At 46.5% G+C, this 17,067-nt stretch carries 20 protein-coding genes; 8 read left to right on the top strand and 12 right to left on the bottom strand.

Features of this window, described 5'->3' with window-relative positions:
- The first annotated feature begins 61 nt into the window (after positions 1 to 61).
- Both LRL21_RS37525 and LRL21_RS37530 read left to right on the top strand, forming a co-directional pair.
- Positions 62 to 1,012 carry an aldo/keto reductase gene (locus tag LRL21_RS37525; protein WP_240420922.1) on the top strand — a complete coding sequence of 317 codons (951 nt, stop codon included), beginning with the start codon at positions 62 to 64 and terminating at the stop codon, positions 1,010 to 1,012.
- A gap of 86 nt (positions 1,013 to 1,098) precedes the next feature.
- Entirely contained in the window at positions 1,099 to 2,028 is a 930-nt protein-coding gene (locus LRL21_RS37530) for an aldo/keto reductase (protein ID WP_240420923.1), read from the top strand.
- Positions 2,029 to 2,172: 144 nt separating this feature from the next.
- On the opposite strand, the gene LRL21_RS37535 is transcribed toward LRL21_RS37530, so the two are convergent.
- The 5 genes from LRL21_RS37535 to LRL21_RS37555 form a co-directional block, all read right to left on the bottom strand.
- Positions 2,173 to 3,144, bottom strand: coding sequence for an NAD-dependent epimerase/dehydratase family protein (locus LRL21_RS37535; RefSeq protein WP_240420924.1), 972 nt, complete (start codon positions 3,142 to 3,144; stop codon positions 2,173 to 2,175).
- Between the two features lie 111 nt (positions 3,145 to 3,255).
- Positions 3,256 to 3,777, bottom strand: a complete 522-nt coding sequence (locus LRL21_RS37540; RefSeq protein WP_240420925.1) for a TetR/AcrR family transcriptional regulator — start codon at positions 3,775 to 3,777, stop codon at positions 3,256 to 3,258.
- A 206-nt stretch (positions 3,778 to 3,983) separates the two neighbouring features.
- Positions 3,984 to 4,409, bottom strand: a complete 426-nt coding sequence (locus tag LRL21_RS37545; protein WP_240420926.1) for a chemotaxis protein CheW — start codon at positions 4,407 to 4,409, stop codon at positions 3,984 to 3,986.
- 17 nt (positions 4,410 to 4,426) lie between these two features.
- Entirely contained in the window at positions 4,427 to 5,995 is a 1,569-nt protein-coding gene (locus tag LRL21_RS37550) for a methyl-accepting chemotaxis protein (RefSeq protein WP_338044735.1), read from the bottom strand.
- A gap of 24 nt (positions 5,996 to 6,019) precedes the next feature.
- Complete coding sequence (locus tag LRL21_RS37555; RefSeq protein ID WP_240420927.1) at positions 6,020 to 6,589, bottom strand: HD-GYP domain-containing protein; 570 nt, start codon at positions 6,587 to 6,589, stop codon at positions 6,020 to 6,022.
- A 195-nt stretch (positions 6,590 to 6,784) separates the two neighbouring features.
- Between LRL21_RS37555 and LRL21_RS37560 the strand changes: the two genes are divergently transcribed.
- On the top strand, positions 6,785 to 7,735 hold the full coding sequence (locus LRL21_RS37560; protein ID WP_240420928.1) for a tyrosine-type recombinase/integrase: 951 nt from the start codon (positions 6,785 to 6,787) through the stop codon (positions 7,733 to 7,735).
- A gap of 265 nt (positions 7,736 to 8,000) precedes the next feature.
- Here LRL21_RS37560 and LRL21_RS37565 read toward each other — a convergent pair whose 3' ends face one another.
- Entirely contained in the window at positions 8,001 to 8,798 is a 798-nt protein-coding gene (locus tag LRL21_RS37565) for a lipid II flippase Amj family protein (protein WP_240420929.1), read from the bottom strand.
- A complete protein-coding gene (locus LRL21_RS37570) occupies positions 8,795 to 9,154 on the bottom strand; it encodes an Hpt domain-containing protein (protein WP_240420930.1) in 360 nt (119 codons plus the stop codon). The genes LRL21_RS37565 and LRL21_RS37570 overlap by 4 nt, the downstream gene beginning before the upstream one ends.
- Before the next feature lie 41 nt (positions 9,155 to 9,195).
- Between LRL21_RS37570 and LRL21_RS37575 the strand changes: the two genes are divergently transcribed.
- Positions 9,196 to 9,570, top strand: a complete 375-nt coding sequence (locus LRL21_RS37575) for a response regulator (RefSeq protein ID WP_240420931.1) — start codon at positions 9,196 to 9,198, stop codon at positions 9,568 to 9,570.
- A 133-nt stretch (positions 9,571 to 9,703) separates the two neighbouring features.
- On the opposite strand, the gene LRL21_RS37580 is transcribed toward LRL21_RS37575, so the two are convergent.
- The 5 genes from LRL21_RS37580 to LRL21_RS37600 form a co-directional block, all read right to left on the bottom strand.
- Positions 9,704 to 10,477: an ABC transporter permease gene (locus tag LRL21_RS37580; RefSeq protein ID WP_240420932.1), complete on the bottom strand. Its 774-nt coding sequence runs from the start codon at positions 10,475 to 10,477 to the stop codon at positions 9,704 to 9,706.
- A complete protein-coding gene (locus tag LRL21_RS37585; RefSeq protein ID WP_240420933.1) occupies positions 10,470 to 11,405 on the bottom strand; it encodes an ABC transporter ATP-binding protein in 936 nt (311 codons plus the stop codon). Before LRL21_RS37585 ends, LRL21_RS37580 begins: the two co-directional genes overlap by 8 nt.
- 88 nt (positions 11,406 to 11,493) lie before the next feature.
- Complete coding sequence (locus tag LRL21_RS37590) at positions 11,494 to 12,300, bottom strand: uroporphyrinogen-III synthase (protein WP_240420934.1); 807 nt, start codon at positions 12,298 to 12,300, stop codon at positions 11,494 to 11,496.
- Positions 12,301 to 12,324: 24 nt separating this feature from the next.
- The gene (locus tag LRL21_RS37595) at positions 12,325 to 13,230 is read right to left on the bottom strand and encodes a YitT family protein (protein WP_420832537.1); all 906 of its coding nucleotides are present in this window, start codon (positions 13,228 to 13,230) and stop codon (positions 12,325 to 12,327) included.
- Positions 13,148 to 13,435 (bottom strand): hypothetical protein, encoded by a 288-nt coding sequence (locus LRL21_RS37600; RefSeq protein WP_240420936.1) that lies wholly within the window; start codon positions 13,433 to 13,435, stop codon positions 13,148 to 13,150. The genes LRL21_RS37595 and LRL21_RS37600 overlap by 83 nt, the downstream gene beginning before the upstream one ends.
- A 143-nt stretch (positions 13,436 to 13,578) precedes the next feature.
- Between LRL21_RS37600 and LRL21_RS37605 the strand changes: the two genes are divergently transcribed.
- From LRL21_RS37605 to LRL21_RS37620, 4 genes are all read left to right on the top strand, one after another.
- Positions 13,579 to 13,983 (top strand): hypothetical protein, encoded by a 405-nt coding sequence (locus LRL21_RS37605; protein WP_240420937.1) that lies wholly within the window; start codon positions 13,579 to 13,581, stop codon positions 13,981 to 13,983.
- A 128-nt stretch (positions 13,984 to 14,111) separates the two neighbouring features.
- Positions 14,112 to 14,858 (top strand): ABC transporter ATP-binding protein, encoded by a 747-nt coding sequence (locus LRL21_RS37610; RefSeq protein WP_240420938.1) that lies wholly within the window; start codon positions 14,112 to 14,114, stop codon positions 14,856 to 14,858.
- Positions 14,855 to 16,039 (top strand): ABC transporter permease, encoded by a 1,185-nt coding sequence (locus LRL21_RS37615; RefSeq protein ID WP_240420939.1) that lies wholly within the window; start codon positions 14,855 to 14,857, stop codon positions 16,037 to 16,039. The genes LRL21_RS37610 and LRL21_RS37615 overlap by 4 nt, the downstream gene beginning before the upstream one ends.
- A gap of 40 nt (positions 16,040 to 16,079) precedes the next feature.
- A complete protein-coding gene (locus LRL21_RS37620; RefSeq protein ID WP_240420940.1) occupies positions 16,080 to 17,015 on the top strand; it encodes an alpha/beta hydrolase in 936 nt (311 codons plus the stop codon).
- Positions 17,016 to 17,067 lie beyond the last annotated feature (52 nt).

A 17,067-nucleotide genomic window follows, 5' to 3' on the forward strand; every position in this document is an offset into this window, starting at 1 on the left:
TCCTAAATCAAATTGCTTTCTTTATAATGAATACAAGCCTAATCGAAGGAGAGATTTAACTATGAAATATCGCAAGCTTGGAAAAAACGGTCCGGAGATATCGGTTATCGGCTTTGGCTCCTGGGCAATTGGAGGGGCTGGCTGGGCTAGCGGATGGGGCGATCAGGATGATCAGCTCTCTCACGACAGCGTTCGCGCGGCACTCGATGCAGGCGTTACCTTTTATGATACAGCTGCTGTGTACGGTCTCGGATACTCTGAAGAAATTATCGGTAAAGCGCTTAAAGGAGATCGGGATAAGGTCATTCTCGCAACAAAGTGCGGTCTGGTTTGGGATGAACAAAAAAATGTTTCCAAAAATGGCACCTACGATTCTGTCATTCGTGAAGCAGAAGCTTCTCTCCAAAGGCTCGGTACCGACTATATCGACTTATACCAAATGCATTGGCCGGATACAGATACCAAAGCTCCAGCCGAGGAAACGATGCGGGCCATGGACAAGCTTATTCAAGACGGCAAGGTTCGTTATGCCGGAGTGAGCAACTATGATGTGCCATTGTTGGAGCAATCGCTGGCTGTCCGTCATGTGGACTCATTGCAGCCTCCATATTCAATTTTGAGACCCAAGGCTGAGCAGGAGCTGCTGCCTTATTGTCAGGAAAAGGGGATTGGCGTTGTTGGATACAGCTCGCTCACCTCTGGACTTCTGTCAGGCAATTATACGTATGATACCAAATTTGAAGCAAATGACTGGCGTTCACGCAATGCCGCCCATACAGGCGAGAATCTGAGGAAAAACGTTGACCGAGCAGACAAATTGAAGCTGGTCGCTTCCCGCTATGATCTTACCCTTCCACAACTAGCCATCGCTTATGTATTGGCTCATCCGGCACTTACCAGTGCGATTGTAGGAGTACGCAAGCCAAGTCATATATTAAGCGTTCTGCCGGCGGTTGATGTGGCCTTGGACGAAGCAACCTTGGCAGAAATACGCGCCATTGCGGCCGAATAATGCTTACGAAGTGAATTTTCTACGAAAACTTAATGTTTATGCTTACGATGTCAGTTTTCTACGAAAACTTTAAGGAGGAATTTCTCATGAAATACAGACAATTAGGAAATACCGATATTCAGGTTTCCGAAGTGACATTCGGATGCTGGGAGCTGGGCGGAGGACAATGGGATAAGCAGAGCGATGAAACCAATATTAGTGCGATTCAAAAAGCTTTTGAGCTGGGCATCCATACGTTTGATACAGCCGAAGGCTACGGACAAGGGCATTCCGAGGAAATCGTCGGACTGGCTCTTGAAGGTAAACGTAAAGACTGCATTATTGCTACCAAGGTATCACCAAGTCATCTGAAGCCTGCTGATGTGCGTTCTTCGGCAGAAACCAGCCTGAAGCGCTTACGTGTCGACTATGTGGATATCTATTACATTCACTGGCCAAATAAGGAAATCCCTCTGGCTGATACGTTATCCGAATTGAACAAGCTTAAGGATGAGGGTCTGATTCGTGCGATTGGTGCGTCCAACTTCTCCATCGACCTGCTCAAAGAAGCGAGCAACTACGCGCGTATTGATGTCATTCAGCCTGAATACAGCTTGCTTCACCGCGGAATTGAACCTGAGATTATCCCTTATTGTCAGGAACATCATATTGGTATCATGAGCTACAGCTCGATTGCCAAAGGCATCCTGACCGGTGCTTTTCACAATGGCAAGGCCACTGTCAAGGAAACCGATTTCCGTAACAACAGAAGATTGTTCCTGCCGGAGCATCTGGAAAAGGAACAGCCTTTGATTGATCTGTTGAAGCAAATCGCTGAGACAAAGCAAGTGACGTTATCGGAAATTGCCATCAGCTGGCTGCTGCACCAGCCAGCATTAACTTCTGCTATCGTCGGTACACAAAATGAAAAACATTTGGCCGAAAACACGCGTGCTATCGACGTTACCCTGACGGCCGATGAGTTGAAGCAGCTGGGTCAGATCAGTTCAGAGGTGCTTTCAGGAATTGATGGATAGCTAAACTACAAAACGATTTTTTAAAACCCCGGCACCCATTTATGGATGTCGGGGCTATTTATACCCGAAGCCAGCCTAGGATTCCTAATCAATTCCTGCGTTCGCGCATTCCTTGTTTTTTATTGATTAATCAATAACAAAACTTTAAATATTTATTCCTTTTTTAGGCTGTTGTAAGGAATGAATGGTCGCAGCAATGCCTTCCTCGAATGTAGTCGCCGGAATCGGACCGATCAGCCGCTCATATTTCTCTCCGCTGAGAAGCAGTGGTTCCTCGGTCAAATACAGCATCTCCACTACCTCCTTCATGACGGGAACGAACACGCCGAGCAGAGACAGGCCTACGCTTCCCAACGTTATGACAGGCTTGTTGGTTGTGCTCACCTTCTGGGCTATTCGAACGATTTCCTGACCAGAAATGATACCGGATCCGGGAATATGCCAATTTTGGCCATAAGCAAAATCTTTACCGGCAAGCTCGACGATCATGACCGCCGCGTCCGGCAAATATACGAATTCACGGGGAATGTGCTTGTTGCCGATATAAAACGCCATTTTGCCTGCCGCTATGGCTTCGAGTGTAGATCCAAGATATGAAGCTTCATTCGCCGTTGGCCCGTAATAATCGGGAAGCCGTACAATCATCACCTGCGCATGATTCCATCTATCGCTGAACAGCATCTGCTCAAACGCCAGCCGGACCTTGCCTTTCTTCGTGTGCGGCTGCTTCGGATGTTCCTCGGTTACTTTGTCCATCTGCCGTTTTCCGTATGGATAAATGCCATCTACGGCGACGACTTTAAGGCTAAGCCGATTGGCAGCTTCCATAATCGCTTCACCAAGTGGAATCAATTTGCTGTGCATCTCGTTGTACGGTACGTTCGCGCAGTGAAATAAAACATCCACTCCTTTTGACGCGGCTGCAATATCGTCGGACTGGAAAGCATCGCCAACGGCCAGCGATAAATGAGCCGGATTGCCAAGACGTGCCGCCAATTGCTCCAGCTTGACCCGGGACCGTCCAAAAGCGATCGTATCAATACCCCGTTTGACCAGCTCTGCCGTCACAACCGCACCTGTTCCTCCTGTTGCACCTACCACGATTGCTTTTTTCATTTTCATCAGCCTCTTTTCTTTTTTGTTATTGATCAATCACTAACTTGATAATAATATACCAATTAGTTATTGATTAGTCAATAACTAATTTAAAGGAGTTGTATGACCAACTCACTCCTCCATCAATTCGGGCAAGCCTACTGCCATTGAAATATTGCACAGCATTCCTCTCGCGAGAAAAATAAGCGTTCGCTTTTCAGGGTTATGAATTCCTGCACTGCGAAAAGCCTCCAGCACAATATGACGGACTTCCCGAAATCCACTACGCATTGACTCCCGAATGGCTTCTTCTTGAATTGTCAGCGCCTGCATTTGGAGAAGCGTCTCATTCTGATAAGATTTCAATATATCCTCATATGCTCCGCTCAGATTGGTTTCCAGCCGTTCTGGTGATGAAGAATCCACCACAAGTCGGAAGGAATCGATAATCCTCGTCCACGATACCTCCAGCGCGGCTAGCAGCAAAGCTTCCTTGGTCGCAAAAAAGCGAAAAATATAAGGCTGAGATATATTCGCCCGCTGTGCAACCTGCGCTGTAGTCGCCCGGTAATACCCGATTTCGGCAAATACTTCGATTGCAGCTGATATAATTTCTGTCCTGCGATTAACAGAGGTCGTATCATTTTTGACCATAGCAATCCCACCCTTCAAAATGTTAGTGATTAATCAATAGCAATTTGAGTATAACTGAAATGAAATCGTGACGCAAATCACGACGTCTTGGAAGCTGTATCAGATCGTTGCCACAAGCCCTCACTGCCAATACGAATCACCTCTCCGCACGAAAGGAATAGCAGCGCGGAAAGGTGCATCGGGAGACATGGACTGGCGATATCGGATTACTCCTGTAAAATATTCATAAGCTTTAAAATAAACACCAACCCGGATTCCGCTTGACCGATCCCGGAAAAATAAACCGTTTGTTGATCATTTGAATGATCAGGAGGATCTTGAATGGCGGAGAAGGATGTTACCTGATTGACCCTATCTACGATAATTCCGACCATTTCACCCATAAAATTGACAACGACGATTCGGGTCAGCTTGGTGTTATCCTCCTCCGGGAGGCCAAAGCGGGCTCTCAGGCTGATAATAGAAATGATCTTGCCTCTCAAATTAATAACACCTTTAATATACGAACTCGTATTAGGAATACAAGTAATGGTCTGCATCTTAATGATCTCATGAATATCATCAATTTTTAATGCGTATTTTTCATTTCCGATCCCAACCTCGATATATTGATCCTGGTGGGTTGTTTTCAATTCGTTCACCTTCTTACCTACTTGATTTTAAACATTTCGACTGCAATATTGAGTTCCTCTGCCAGCATGGCTAATGATTGAGCTGCCGAGGCGGTTTCCTCACTGCTGGCTGCCGCCTCCTCAGTAGCCGCGGAAATACTTTCTATGGAAAGCAAAACCTCGGAGGTTTGAGCAGCCTGCTGCTCGCTGGCAGCGGCAATTTCCGACACTTTATTCGCGGAATCGTTGACCATGTACACGATACTTTCGAAGGACTCTCCGGTTTTTTGCGAGGACACTACACCTTGATTAACTGCCGAGATGCTTAGCAAGGTATTTTTTTGCATGCCTTTAATAATCGCTGTTATTTGCTTGGTTGCTTCACTGCTGCGCTCTGCAAGCTTGCGCACTTCGTCTGCTACGACGGCAAAACCTCTGCCCTGATCCCCTGCCCTAGCCGCTTCGATCGCTGCATTCAAGGCAAGCAAATTCGTCTGATCGGCAATATCGTCAATGACTTCAATGATTTCACCAATTTTATTCGAATCTTCCTCCAGCCGCGCCATCTGCTCGTTAGCCGAGTTCATTCCTTCAATAGATGAACGCAGCACTTTGCCGCCCTCCTGGGCAAGCTCCATCGTATTGTTTGATAACTCAGCTGCCTGCTCGGCTCCTTTGGCTACAGACGTAATCGCCATGGACAGCTCTCTGAACAGTTCATTGATCGTTTGCGCGGAGCTAGCCTGATTGGCGCTGCCGCTGGCTATTTCCTCGGTGCTGGCCGAAATCTGCTGCGCAGCTGCTGAAAGATTTTGTGAGGATATGAGTACGGTACTAATAATTGCAGTTATGCTGGCCGACATTTTGTTAAATGCAATTGCCATATCACCAATTTCATCCCGGTTTTTGATGGAAAGCGAGTCGCCAGTCAGATCTCCATTCGCAATTCTTTCCGCGGATTTCGCCACTTCCATAATAGGCAGCGATATTTGACGGCTGATGTAAAAAGCAACACCGATTCCGGCGATAACGGCTAAGATACTTAGTGTCAACAACCAGAACAGTGTGGAGTTGACCTTTTTGGAATTATCCTCATTACCTTTATCCAGCGTATCCTGCTGCAGCTGAATTAAATTTTTAGCAGCTTGGGTTATTTTATCAACGACAGGACCTGCCTGTGTCTCGGAAATTTTCAAAGCCTCGTCCAAGTTGTTTTGTTTCTTTAACTGAATTGACTGACTGCCGATCTGGTTATATTGTGATTCCAGCTGATCCAGCTGAGACAAATATTGTACACCCTCAGCCGAAACCACTATTTTATTAAGTTTGGCACTGTTTTTTTTGAATTGCTCCTTAGCCGTTTCCCAATTCTGAATATACTTGTCATCGCCTATTAATAAATAACTGCGAATCATGATTTGTTCATCTCTTACGGCTATCAGCATGTCTTTGGTCAAACTTACTTTGTAGGCACGGTTATCGATCAGATCCCCATAGGATTCATCAATTGTACTCATTTGATAATAACTGATGCTGGCGATTCCAGCCAAAAGGAGCAAAATTGCAAAGAAACCACTGTAAAGCTTTTTAGAAACTGTCATTTTCATCGTACAGTCACTCTCCCCGAGTTGTTATCTATGTATTGTCTGTTCGTTCTTTAATGCGACGTCAGGCAGGCTTAACAGTTTATGTACCAAATGCTTGTCGAATTGTCGATCACTTTGTAATAAAAGCTCATCTTTGGCCTCTTTAAGGGACAGCCGTTTGCGATAAGGACGGTCGGACAGCATACAATCCAAGGAGTCGATAATCGAGCACCACCTGGCCAGCAGTGGAATTTGTTCGCCGCTAAGCCCGTAGGGATAACCGGTTCCGTTCCAGCGTTCATGATGATAAGCGATGATCTCGATAATTTCCTGATCTATGGCAGCATACGCCTGCAGCATCTCCTTGCCCAGAGAGGGATGACGCTTCATCGTTTCCCATTCATCCGATTCAAGACTTGTCGATTTGATCAACACGTTCTGCGGTATCCCGATCTTGCCGATATCATGCAAATAGCAGCCTATAACCAGATGATCCGTCATGCGTTTATCAAAACCAAAACGAGAAGCTACGTACTCAGCCAACTTTCCCACACGTACACTGTGCTCGTAGGTATCCACATCCTTTTCCTTCAGTTGCATTAATGATTTCATCATGAAATGCGCCTGCACGCGATGCTCCTCCTTTCGTATTAGCAAAAAAAGATAGAACCCTCCATAGGAAAAGGAAATTCCATCTACAGATATCCTAAATTTACAAATAAATCATTTATTTGCATTTCTCCTTTCGGTTCAACATGCTAAACTAAAGTTCGTACAATTTGCGTTGTTCGCATAATAAGGAGGCACAATATGCGCCCACAAACGGTTTCACCGGTACTTGCAACTCTCGGGGAACACAATGAAACCTACACTGATGATCAAATCCTTAATATGTTTATAGCAGCATGTCATCGTTCCACCTACACCATTAGAAATTACCGGATTGCTATTAACAAATTTCGGGCCTTCATCGGCAACAAGTCACTGCGAGATGTAACCTGGAGAGAAATCGAGGTGTATAAACTTGGGTTAATTCAAGGCTATTTTAGTAAAAACAATAGTCCCCAAGCTCCCGCAACAGTTGCAGTTTATATAGCTCCTGTGCGCTCTCTATATAAATGGGGCAGTGATCCGAACATCAATATTTTCACAAAAAATCCGACCACCTCTGTCCGTATCCCAAAAGTATCCGTTACCAGCAGAAATCATTATTTGACGAAAAATGAAGTCGTTTGCCTGATCCAGCAGCTGCAGCGGCAAGGATTACGCAACTACATGATTGGATTAACACTTGTATTCCTCGGTTTGCGTGTGTCTGAATTAATTGCTATCGAAAGTGGGCATTTTCATTCCGATCCAGAGGAGTCATCCATGTGGCTGACGGTTTACGGTAAGGGAGGCAAGGAGCGAGAAGTCAAGGTCCCGCCGATGCTGTGGAGACTTCTCGAACCCTATATTCAAAATTTAAAGCAAAATGAAGATGAACAGGATCAACGAATTTTCCCGATAACCGTAAGAGCTGTTGAAAAAATGATCCAAAAAGCACGTGAACAGTGGGGATTGGACAAAAAGGTAACTCCCCATTGGCTTAGACACACCAACGCCACCCTGGCGCTTCTTCGCGGCGCTTCACTCCAGCAGGTTCAGGAATCACTTGGTCATACCCATATCAATACGACACAACGTTACTTGCACACCGTTCAGCAAATTAAAAAAGCTGCCCCCGATTATGTCGAGGACAGCTTAAAAGACCATATTTAGGTATATATTCCTGCTTCTTAATAAAAATGATATTGTTATTTTGGATATAATTAACTATACTACTAGTGACTATACCAAAATTCAGTATCATTTTTTGTCGAAATTTTACGAACAACGCAAATTGTACGAACTTTAGTATCTCCAGCAATTCGTAAACTCCTTATCCCCTTTCCTAAGAAGTTTCACTACTCATTACTTATCAGAATCAACCCCATTAATCAAGCTCCTTTTATTCCCATACGATCCCCTAATAGAACCGATTGTATTACCAAAAAGGGACTACCGCCGTTATCAAATACGTGCCAGGCACCAATAAAACCTGGGCAAGCACCGTACCAAAAAAACGCGAGAACATCAGCAGTCCATACATTTTGTTAATTTGCGCCAAGCTTTCGTTGCCGCTCATAGCCCTGTCCGTCATCAGTGCGACTTGCGGGTCGACCAGTATCGTCATCAGAATGGTAGCAACCCCATTGATCAAGCCGGACGATTGTGACGCCGTCACGCTGTATTCAGGTAATAAAAAGGAAGCATACAATGCTGCCAGGACGCCAACCGTGTAGATTCCGGTTACCAGCATGTTCAGAATAAGCAGCCGTTTCGGTACACCGCCGATTCGCAGTCTCGACAGCATCGCCCAGCTGGGCATTTGCACATGTCTTCGAACGACCTTAAGCTTGCGAATCGAAACCGATTCGCGAAGCAGCCTCGGGAGCGAACCCGTTTCCTCCAGACGGCTGATCAGACTGACAGACAGCCGGATCGCTGTCGGTATGAATACAATCGCAAACAAAGTTCCGAGCGAAGCAGCGGCAATGAAAATATGAAGTTGAGCCTCCAAAGAGTATTCCGCATGAAGCTTGGCATAATCCACGATTTTACCCATCATGGGGGCCTGGGCCAAATTCGAGGTTCTCGATACAAGCACAATCATCCCGGTTAGCGATAGCGCAACGGCCAGCTTTCCTGTTCTAACCCCGGCCAGACGTATGCCGTAAGACAAGGTTTCCACAGCATGAATGATAAAAGTCAGGATCGATATGATCAACACTTTTTCAATCATAAAGCCTCCGCTTGACCATGCTCGCGCTGCAGCTCGATGTGGAGCTGATCCAAATATTGGCACAGCACTTGAATTACCTCTTCCGTCCACTCATTCTGATGCAGTATACTGTAAGAGTCGGCTGCTTCACTGAGCTGATGCACCTGATCGCAGCCAACGGTCTGAGCAACCCCTTTGAGTGTATGCACAAACAGGTATATATGCTCACCGATCTGCTGGTTTGACAGCTGCTGCTGATTCCACAGCTCCATGTCTGCTCTAAGTGCGGCCTCACGCTCCAAGGCATCTGTTACAAATATCCTGCGTGCTTTGACTATAATTGCCTGCATACGCTGTTCTCTGCTACTATCAGCCATGTCGAATCATCCCTTCATCTAATAAGGAAGTGACCCAAAGCATGAACAAACAAATTGCTCTCATTGACGACAGCTCCCCTTTTTGCTTGCTAGTCAGACAAATTTTCGAACATCGATATGATATAGACACCTTTTCCACGGCCAACGATTTCCTTGTGCTGATTTCTCGTATCACGCATTATGATCTCATTCTGCTTGATATTAATCTCCCCGGTATGAATGGCCTTGAGGCTTTGACAAAATTAAAATCTACACCGGAAACGGCAGCTATCCCGATTCTCTTACTGACTGGCGACGCGCGTCGTGACACCGTTGTACGCGGTATCAAGCTGGGTGCGCATGATTATATGTCCAAGCCTATAGATCCGCTTCTGTTGGAGGAACGGGTAATTGAGCTATTGGGAGACACGCTCTAGTACTTATATATGCATGTCCTTCTTCATACATACAGCCGAGCGCGTCAGCGAAAATATTAATTTCGCTGACGCGCTCGGCTATAGATATTTCTTTGAAGCATGAAGATGAAGGCCGGCAGCTGCCTGGAATTCGTTAGCTGGCAATATCACGCTTGGTGAAAAATAACCAGGAAACCCCATAGAACACAACCCAATAAGCAACAAGCATGGAAATTGAAAAGCCAAGCGACATGCCTTCCACCAACGGCTTCCCGCCGGATTGGTAGATGGATAAGTCCGTGTTGGCAAACAGCAAATATTTAACCCAGGTATATTTGAATTGCGCCAGAATAAAAATCAATCCGGAAGAAGTCACGAACATCAACAAAAAAGATAATCCGATAGCAAGCGAGCTGCTGCGAAAAGCGGCTGATATCATAAAGGCCAAAGTAATCGACATCAGCAGATCAATACCTTTGAATCCATAAGTTTTCAATATATCTGTAAACGTCTCCTGCTCAGGTATCATCCCTCCGAGACCAAAAAATATCAATCCGACAAAATAGGAGGCGATCAATAGAACCAGCAGCAATGTGATTAAAAAAAGCACAACAGATATATATTTGGACGCTAACACCTTGGATCTAGTAGCAGGCCGGATCAGCAGCAGTTTAATGGTACCCCAGGTAAACTCCGAGGCTACGATGTCACCAGCTACAATGACCGCAAAAATGAATACCAGTGTGGATAGTCCTGTACTCATTGATACGAATGAGATCATGCTGTTAAGACCCGTTTCTACCACGTATTTGAGCATGACGGCCCATAATACGACAACCAATACCAAGATCGCAAGCATAATCCATGTACGTGCCCTGCTGTATATTTTCATTTGCTCATTTTGGATGAGGCTGAGAAAGTTAGACAATTTGATTCCCCCTAGTAATTTCAAGGAATTGATCTTCCAGCGATTTGTTTTGTGTTCGGATTCCGTATACGCGCACGCCCGCGCTAACTAACCGGGCATTCAGCTCGGCAATCTCTTCTCGTTCACTGGTCAGGCTCACAGTCAAGATGCCATCCGCCTGCTGCACAACCGCTTGTTCACCGACAAACTCTGCTGCCGCTCTGGCCGCTGCTTGAAGATGATCCACATCGAATTGAACCTCAAGACGTCCGGCCTCAGCTTGCATTTCCTTGAAGGACCGCACATCCAGCAGCTTGCCATTCTGAATGATCGCCACCCGATCACACATCAGCTCCATTTCGGAGAGTAAGTGGCTGGATACGATAACAGCGAGGCCTTCTTCTCTGGAAAGCTTCCGCAAATAATCACGCAGCTCGCGAATTCCCTCCGGGTCAAGACCATTCGTAGGCTCGTCCAGTATTAATACGGAGGGCCGATGCAATATAGCCTGTGCCACACCAAGCCGCTGACGCATACCAAGCGAGTAAGTTTTTACTTTATCATGAATCCGGTGATCCAGCTTTACCAGAGCAATCACTTCGTTCATGCGTTCCTCGGTAATCCCTGGAATCATTCGGGCATAATGCTGTAAATTTTGATATCCGCTCAAAAACTTATAAAATTCGGGGTTTTCAACAATAGCTCCAACATGCCGCATCGCTTGCTCAAATTGGTTTTTAATATTGTGGCTGCTAACAAGTATTTCACCCTCGGTCATGGACATCAGTCCAACAATCATCCGAATGGTTGTTGTTTTGCCTGCTCCATTAGGTCCCAGGAAACCGAACACCTCACCAGGGTGCACATCAAATGACAAGCGATCGATAATAGTTTTGGAGCCGATCCGCTTGGTCACATTACGAAGCTGTACGATACTATTTGATTCCATGAGTCCTCCAAATTAAATAAGGATAGGGTAACTTTTCAGGAAAAGTATACCATACCCTTTATTCTATACCAACCTATGTATTCAGATACTATGCATTCTCGTAGTATTGAGCCAAAGTTACTATCATGCTGCCCATCCGTTCTTCAACGGGAGCAATCACGCGTTCCACACCTTCATCTCTAAGCGCCTCCGCCGTTACCTTGCCTACCGCAACTGCAACGGTCTTCTCGCGAAATGCTGCCAGCAAGCCTTCAGCCTGCCCTTGTTCGCGGGCATATGCCATCATAAACCGTACCTGCGGTGTACTTGTGAAGGTCACAGCGTCCACGGAGCCTGTAATCATTTCCGACATCAATTGATCCAGCACAGCCAAATCCGGCGGAACATGAATATAAGGAAGAATTTCATAATAATCAGCCTGCTGCTGCCTCAGCCATTCCACAAGCCTCGGCGCGTGATCGCCATAAAGCTGCAGCGCCACCCGCCGATTCTGGAGGTCATAGGGTTGGAGTGCACGAAGGATGCCAACGGTTGTACCATCATCATCGCGAACGGTAGGCACAAGCCCGAGGGTTTTCAAGTACTTTACCGTCTTATAGCCTCTGGCTGCGATCTGTGTCTGTTGAAGTCTTTCAACAAAGGCATCAGCAAGAGACATCCGTTCAGCAGCCTGGTACAGCATCTCCGTGCCTACGCCCGTGGTCAGTATGATCCAGTCCACGCCTTCTTCGATCAGCCTTCTTACTTCCGCCTCAACTTTATGGTCCTCAACTGCAACCGTCCCTTGAGCCGGGCGAACCAATGGAATACCACCCATCTTTTCTACAATAATGCTTAACTCTGAAGCCTTGCGCGGCCCAGTGATAGCAATTCTTTTGCCTTCCAGTCTGCGCATAATGGTGTGCCTCCGATAAATAGCTTAGTGGATGTCTTTTTTCTTAAAGCGTCCGCCTTTGACATCATGTATATTGCCTACAGCCAGAAAGGCTGTCGGATCATAGTTTTCTACGATTGATTTCATCTTGGCTTCTTCCAATCGGGTAATGACGCAAAAGATCACACGTTTTTCCCCGCCTGTGAAGCCTCCTTCTCCATCCAAATAGGTAACTCCACGTCCCAAACGACTTAATATCGCATCGCCAATATCGCGGTAATTGTCACTGATAATCCATACAGCCTTCGATTCATCGAAGCCTTCGATTGTAATATCAATCATTTTGAAAGCTATGTAATAAGCAATTAATGAATACATCGCATGATCCCAGCCAAATACGAAGCCCGCGCTGGCAAGAATAAATAAATTGAAGAACATCACGATCTCGCCTACAGAAAATGGCGATTTTTTATTCAGCAGGATAGCTACAATTTCCGTTCCATCCAGTGAACCTCCATAACGGATAACCATCCCGACACCAACACCCAGTATGATACCTCCAAAAACTGCCGCTAGAAGCGGATCAATCGTAAATGCCGGCACCGGATGCAGCAATGTGGTACCTACAGACATGATCAGAACACCAATGAGGGTCGATAACGCAAACGTTTTACCAATTTGCTTGTAGCCCAGAAAAAAGAAAGGAAGGTTAAGAATAAAGAGGAAGACACCCAGAGGAAGTGAAGTCAAATGGGACAAAATAATGGATATACCGACAACCCCACCGTCGATAATATTGTTCGGGACAAGAAAAATTTCCAGACCAACAGAAACTAAGCCTGCCCCGATCAAGAGGAATATAAAACGCTTAGCGACCTGGATCCTTGTTGCCCTCGAATGTTGAGGGTTTGGAAGATCCGAGCTTGGAACAAGTTTTGCTGACATGGTCATCGCCTCCTTCAGTATGATTTTCATTCAAACCAAATTCCATCGATATCTCTCGAATAATCAAATCGGTAGCCGATAGCTGACCGCAGATAAATTCTTTGGATATTTCCAAGCCCTGCATCTCAAGTTGTGCCGTTAAAGCCTCCTTGCGTACCTGCAGTCGTTCCAGGTAGTGCTCAATCTTGGATTTACGATAAGTTTCCGCCATGCTTAAACCCTCCCGTAATTCCATTGTTTAATATATATATTGTATTCAAATGTATACAAAAAATCAATTTTTTTCTCATGTCATGTTCTTCTGGCAGATCGGGCAACCTATCTTTAATTCTCTAAAAAGGGGCTGACCGTTTTATGAAGGGCTTACCTATCCGGTTGATGATATCGATTACTGCTGTATTCGTTGGCGTTTCCTTAATCATGTCTGTGGCAGGCTGCGGAAAAAAATCAGAACAACAAAGCGGAAACCAGCAAAAGGCCCAGGGACAGCAGCAATCAGGTAAACCAATCGACTCTGCACTCAAGGAACAAATGAACATGTATAAGGATATTAAGCAATATGAATTTCAGGAATCCGAAAAGGTTCGCAAATCCAATAAGGAGCAGCTAAAAAAACTGCAGAAGGATCAGTCAGGATCGAAATCCCAGTCAAGTGGTTCGTCGCAAAAGCAGAAAGGCGCTTCAAAGGATGCTTCGAAGGAACAAAAGAGTTCAACCAATCAATCTTCTAAAGACACTTCCAAGGATAAAGGGAAGTAAAGTAAAGCTCCTGCTTCCTTCGCAGCCTTGACGTCTCAACCACACCGATATCCGAGGTCTTACTGGAAATCTGCTGCTATTTCCGCTACTCTTAGTAGATACGGATTTCAAGGGAGGACCTATTTATCATGAAGCCGATTCTCGAAGTGGACGGCATTACCGGCGGTTACAGCCGCCTTCAGCCTGTACTGCATAACCTCAGCTTTCATGTGCAGCCAGGGGAAATGATCGGCTTGATCGGGCTGAACGGAGCAGGAAAAAGCACGACTATCAAGCATATCCTCGGATTAATGATGCCCCATCAAGGGGAGATTCGTCTGAATGGTCAGACCTTGGCCGCATCTCAGGAAAAGTACCGGCAAACGTTTGCCTATGTGCCAGAAAGCCCTTTATTATACGAAGAATTGAATGTTCGGGAGCATATGGAGCTAACCGCTATGGCCTATGGACTGGATAAAGCTACCTATGAGGAACGCGCTGGCGTGCTGCTCAAGCAATTTCAGATGGATGCTTATCAGGAGCGACTATCCTCCCACCTGTCCAAAGGCATGCGCCAAAAAGTGATGATTCTGTGCGCATTCCTCGTACAGCCGGAGCTGTATATTATTGATGAGCCCTTTCTTGGATTGGATCCCCTCAGCATGCGATCTCTGCTGGAGCTATTGGTCAGTGTTAAACAAAGCGGTGCCTCGATTCTCATCAGCTCTCATATTCTGGCTACCATTGAACGTTATTGCGACCGTTTTCTCGTCCTGCATCAAGGCAAGCTGATAGCTTCTGGTCCTGTGGATGCACTGCAGGCTGCTGCAGGCATGCCCTCTGCGTCCTTGGACGATCTGTTCTGCGAGCTGGTAACAAGGGGCGATCCTCGATGATGGATATACAAGCTTTATACCGTCGCCGTGAGGCTGAATTTCTCAAAGAAATTCGTCCCTATTTGCACTATGCGTTGCAAAGCTTGTCCATCGCTGCGGGGATCGCCTTTCTTGTTTTTATGATCGGGTATCGACAGTTCCTGCAGTGGGTAACACCGGAATTTCCTTGGCAGCTGACAGCGACGGTTTGTATGATGCTAGTGCTTGTCGGCGGCCGTATTCGTACCTATTTACAGCAAGCAGATACTTTGTTCCTGCTGCCTCAAGAGCCTGCGATGGCCATCTATTTGCAAACGGCCATGCGCAGAGCCCGAATTATTGGGTCTATTCTGGCTGCCATTGGCTGGTTGATCGTCTGGCCAATGTATCATAAGCTTGCGCCTTCAAGCGGCTGGTTATTCTTGCTTCTGCTGCTCGTCTGGCTTGTATTTAAACAGGTGCTGCTGTTCGGCAAATGGACAGAGCAGCAGCTTCTGGAGCAGCGGACACGTAACTTATTCATCCTGCTGCGATGGCTGCTGTGCGCCGGACTGACCTATGCTGTTTTCAAGCTAGGGCCTGGCTATGGTGCGGGGATATTAGCAGCTGGATCTCTGGCTTACCTGGGTATTCTTCGGCTTCCACGGCAGTACAAAGTACATTGGAATTTGCTCATTGATTGGGAGCTGCGGCATAAGGCGAGTATTTATCGGATTCTGAACCTGTTTATCGATGTGCCCGAGCTGCGCGGCAAAGCAAGAAACATTCGTTGGCTAAATCGAATCGTGAGCATCATCCCGTTTCAACGTAAATTCACCTATAACTATTTATTTACGCTCGTCTGGCTGCGCTCCGAATTGTTCGGCATGACCTGCCGTTTCACTGTCATTGGTATACTGCTGATGGTCGCTTTTGACAATAAAGTATTGGCAGCCGTATTGTATGCCATTCTGGCCCTTTTTAGCGCTGTTCAACTGGCCGATCTGCTGCGTTATTATCGCGAGCATCTCTGGCAGCACATTTACCCGCTCTCACCACATCTACGGAAGCAATCGCTGCGGAGAGTCCGCTTGATCCTGCATCTGTGTATGCTCGTGCTGATCATTGTACCTGCATTCTGGACGCTGTCTGCACCACTATGGGCAGCAGCCATGCTCGTTATTGCAGCTTGCGGGTCTATCATCTACCATCGTTTTAAGTAAGCTAATAAAGAAAGGAACGATTCCAATGCGACCGACCTTGATGATTTCAAGAGCAGCGCGCCCCCGGCGCAAGCCTTATAAAATCGTGCTGTTAGCCTTGATTCTGTTGGTTGCCATCCTATCGCTGGTCAGCGTCGGAGTTTCTACCTACGTAGGCTGGCAGCTGACTCATCCGGCACGCAAAGCGCTTACCGATAGCCCCGATCGTTATGGATTAGCCTTTACCCCTATCCAATTTCCAAGCCGTACTCAGGATGTAACACTGGAAGGCTGGCACATTCCTGCAGCAGCGGAGCCAACAACGGACAAGCTGACAATCATCATGGCCCATGGCTATCGGGAAAACCGGCTGCAGAGTGGTGCGGAGGCGATCAAATTGACCAAGGCGTTATCCGCTCAAGGCTTTGATGTTGTGATGTTCGATTTTCGTAATTCAGGTGAATCTGGCGGCAGCCTGACGACCGTCGGCTATTTGGAAAAAGCAGATGTGCTCGGAGCCATCGATTGGGTTCGAACTCATCATCCTGGACGAATAGCGCTACACGGCTTTTCCATGGGTGCTGCGACCTCGCTGCTCGCCGCTGCTGAGGAGCCTGCTGTAGCCGGAGTCGTCGCAGACAGTCCTTTTAATCATTTAACTCGCTATTTGGAGGACAACCTTCCGGTTTGGTCACACCTGCCGAGCTTTCCCTATACACCGCTGATTTTGGGGATTTTACCTCGTTTGACAAATATGGACCCGGATCAAGTCGATGCGTTGAGCGCCGTAGATCATATCTATCCACGTCCTGTCTTGTTTATTCACAGCATTGAGGACCAATCGGTTCCCTATGTGAACAGTGAATCGATGTGGGCAAAGCATAAGGACCGTTTTCAAATTTGGCAGACGACCGGTAAAGAGCACGTCAAGTCCCATGCCAAATTTGCGAAGGAATATGAGGAAAAGGTTATTGCGTTCTATAAGCAGCTGCAGTAGATCAATCCTAAGCCCCCGTAGATTGCGAGGACTTCTTCGGGCTTCAAATTCA

It is taken from the genome of Paenibacillus periandrae, from assembly GCF_022458865.1.
In the GTDB taxonomy this organism is placed as follows: Bacteria; Bacillota; Bacilli; order Paenibacillales; family NBRC-103111; genus Paenibacillus_S; species Paenibacillus_S periandrae.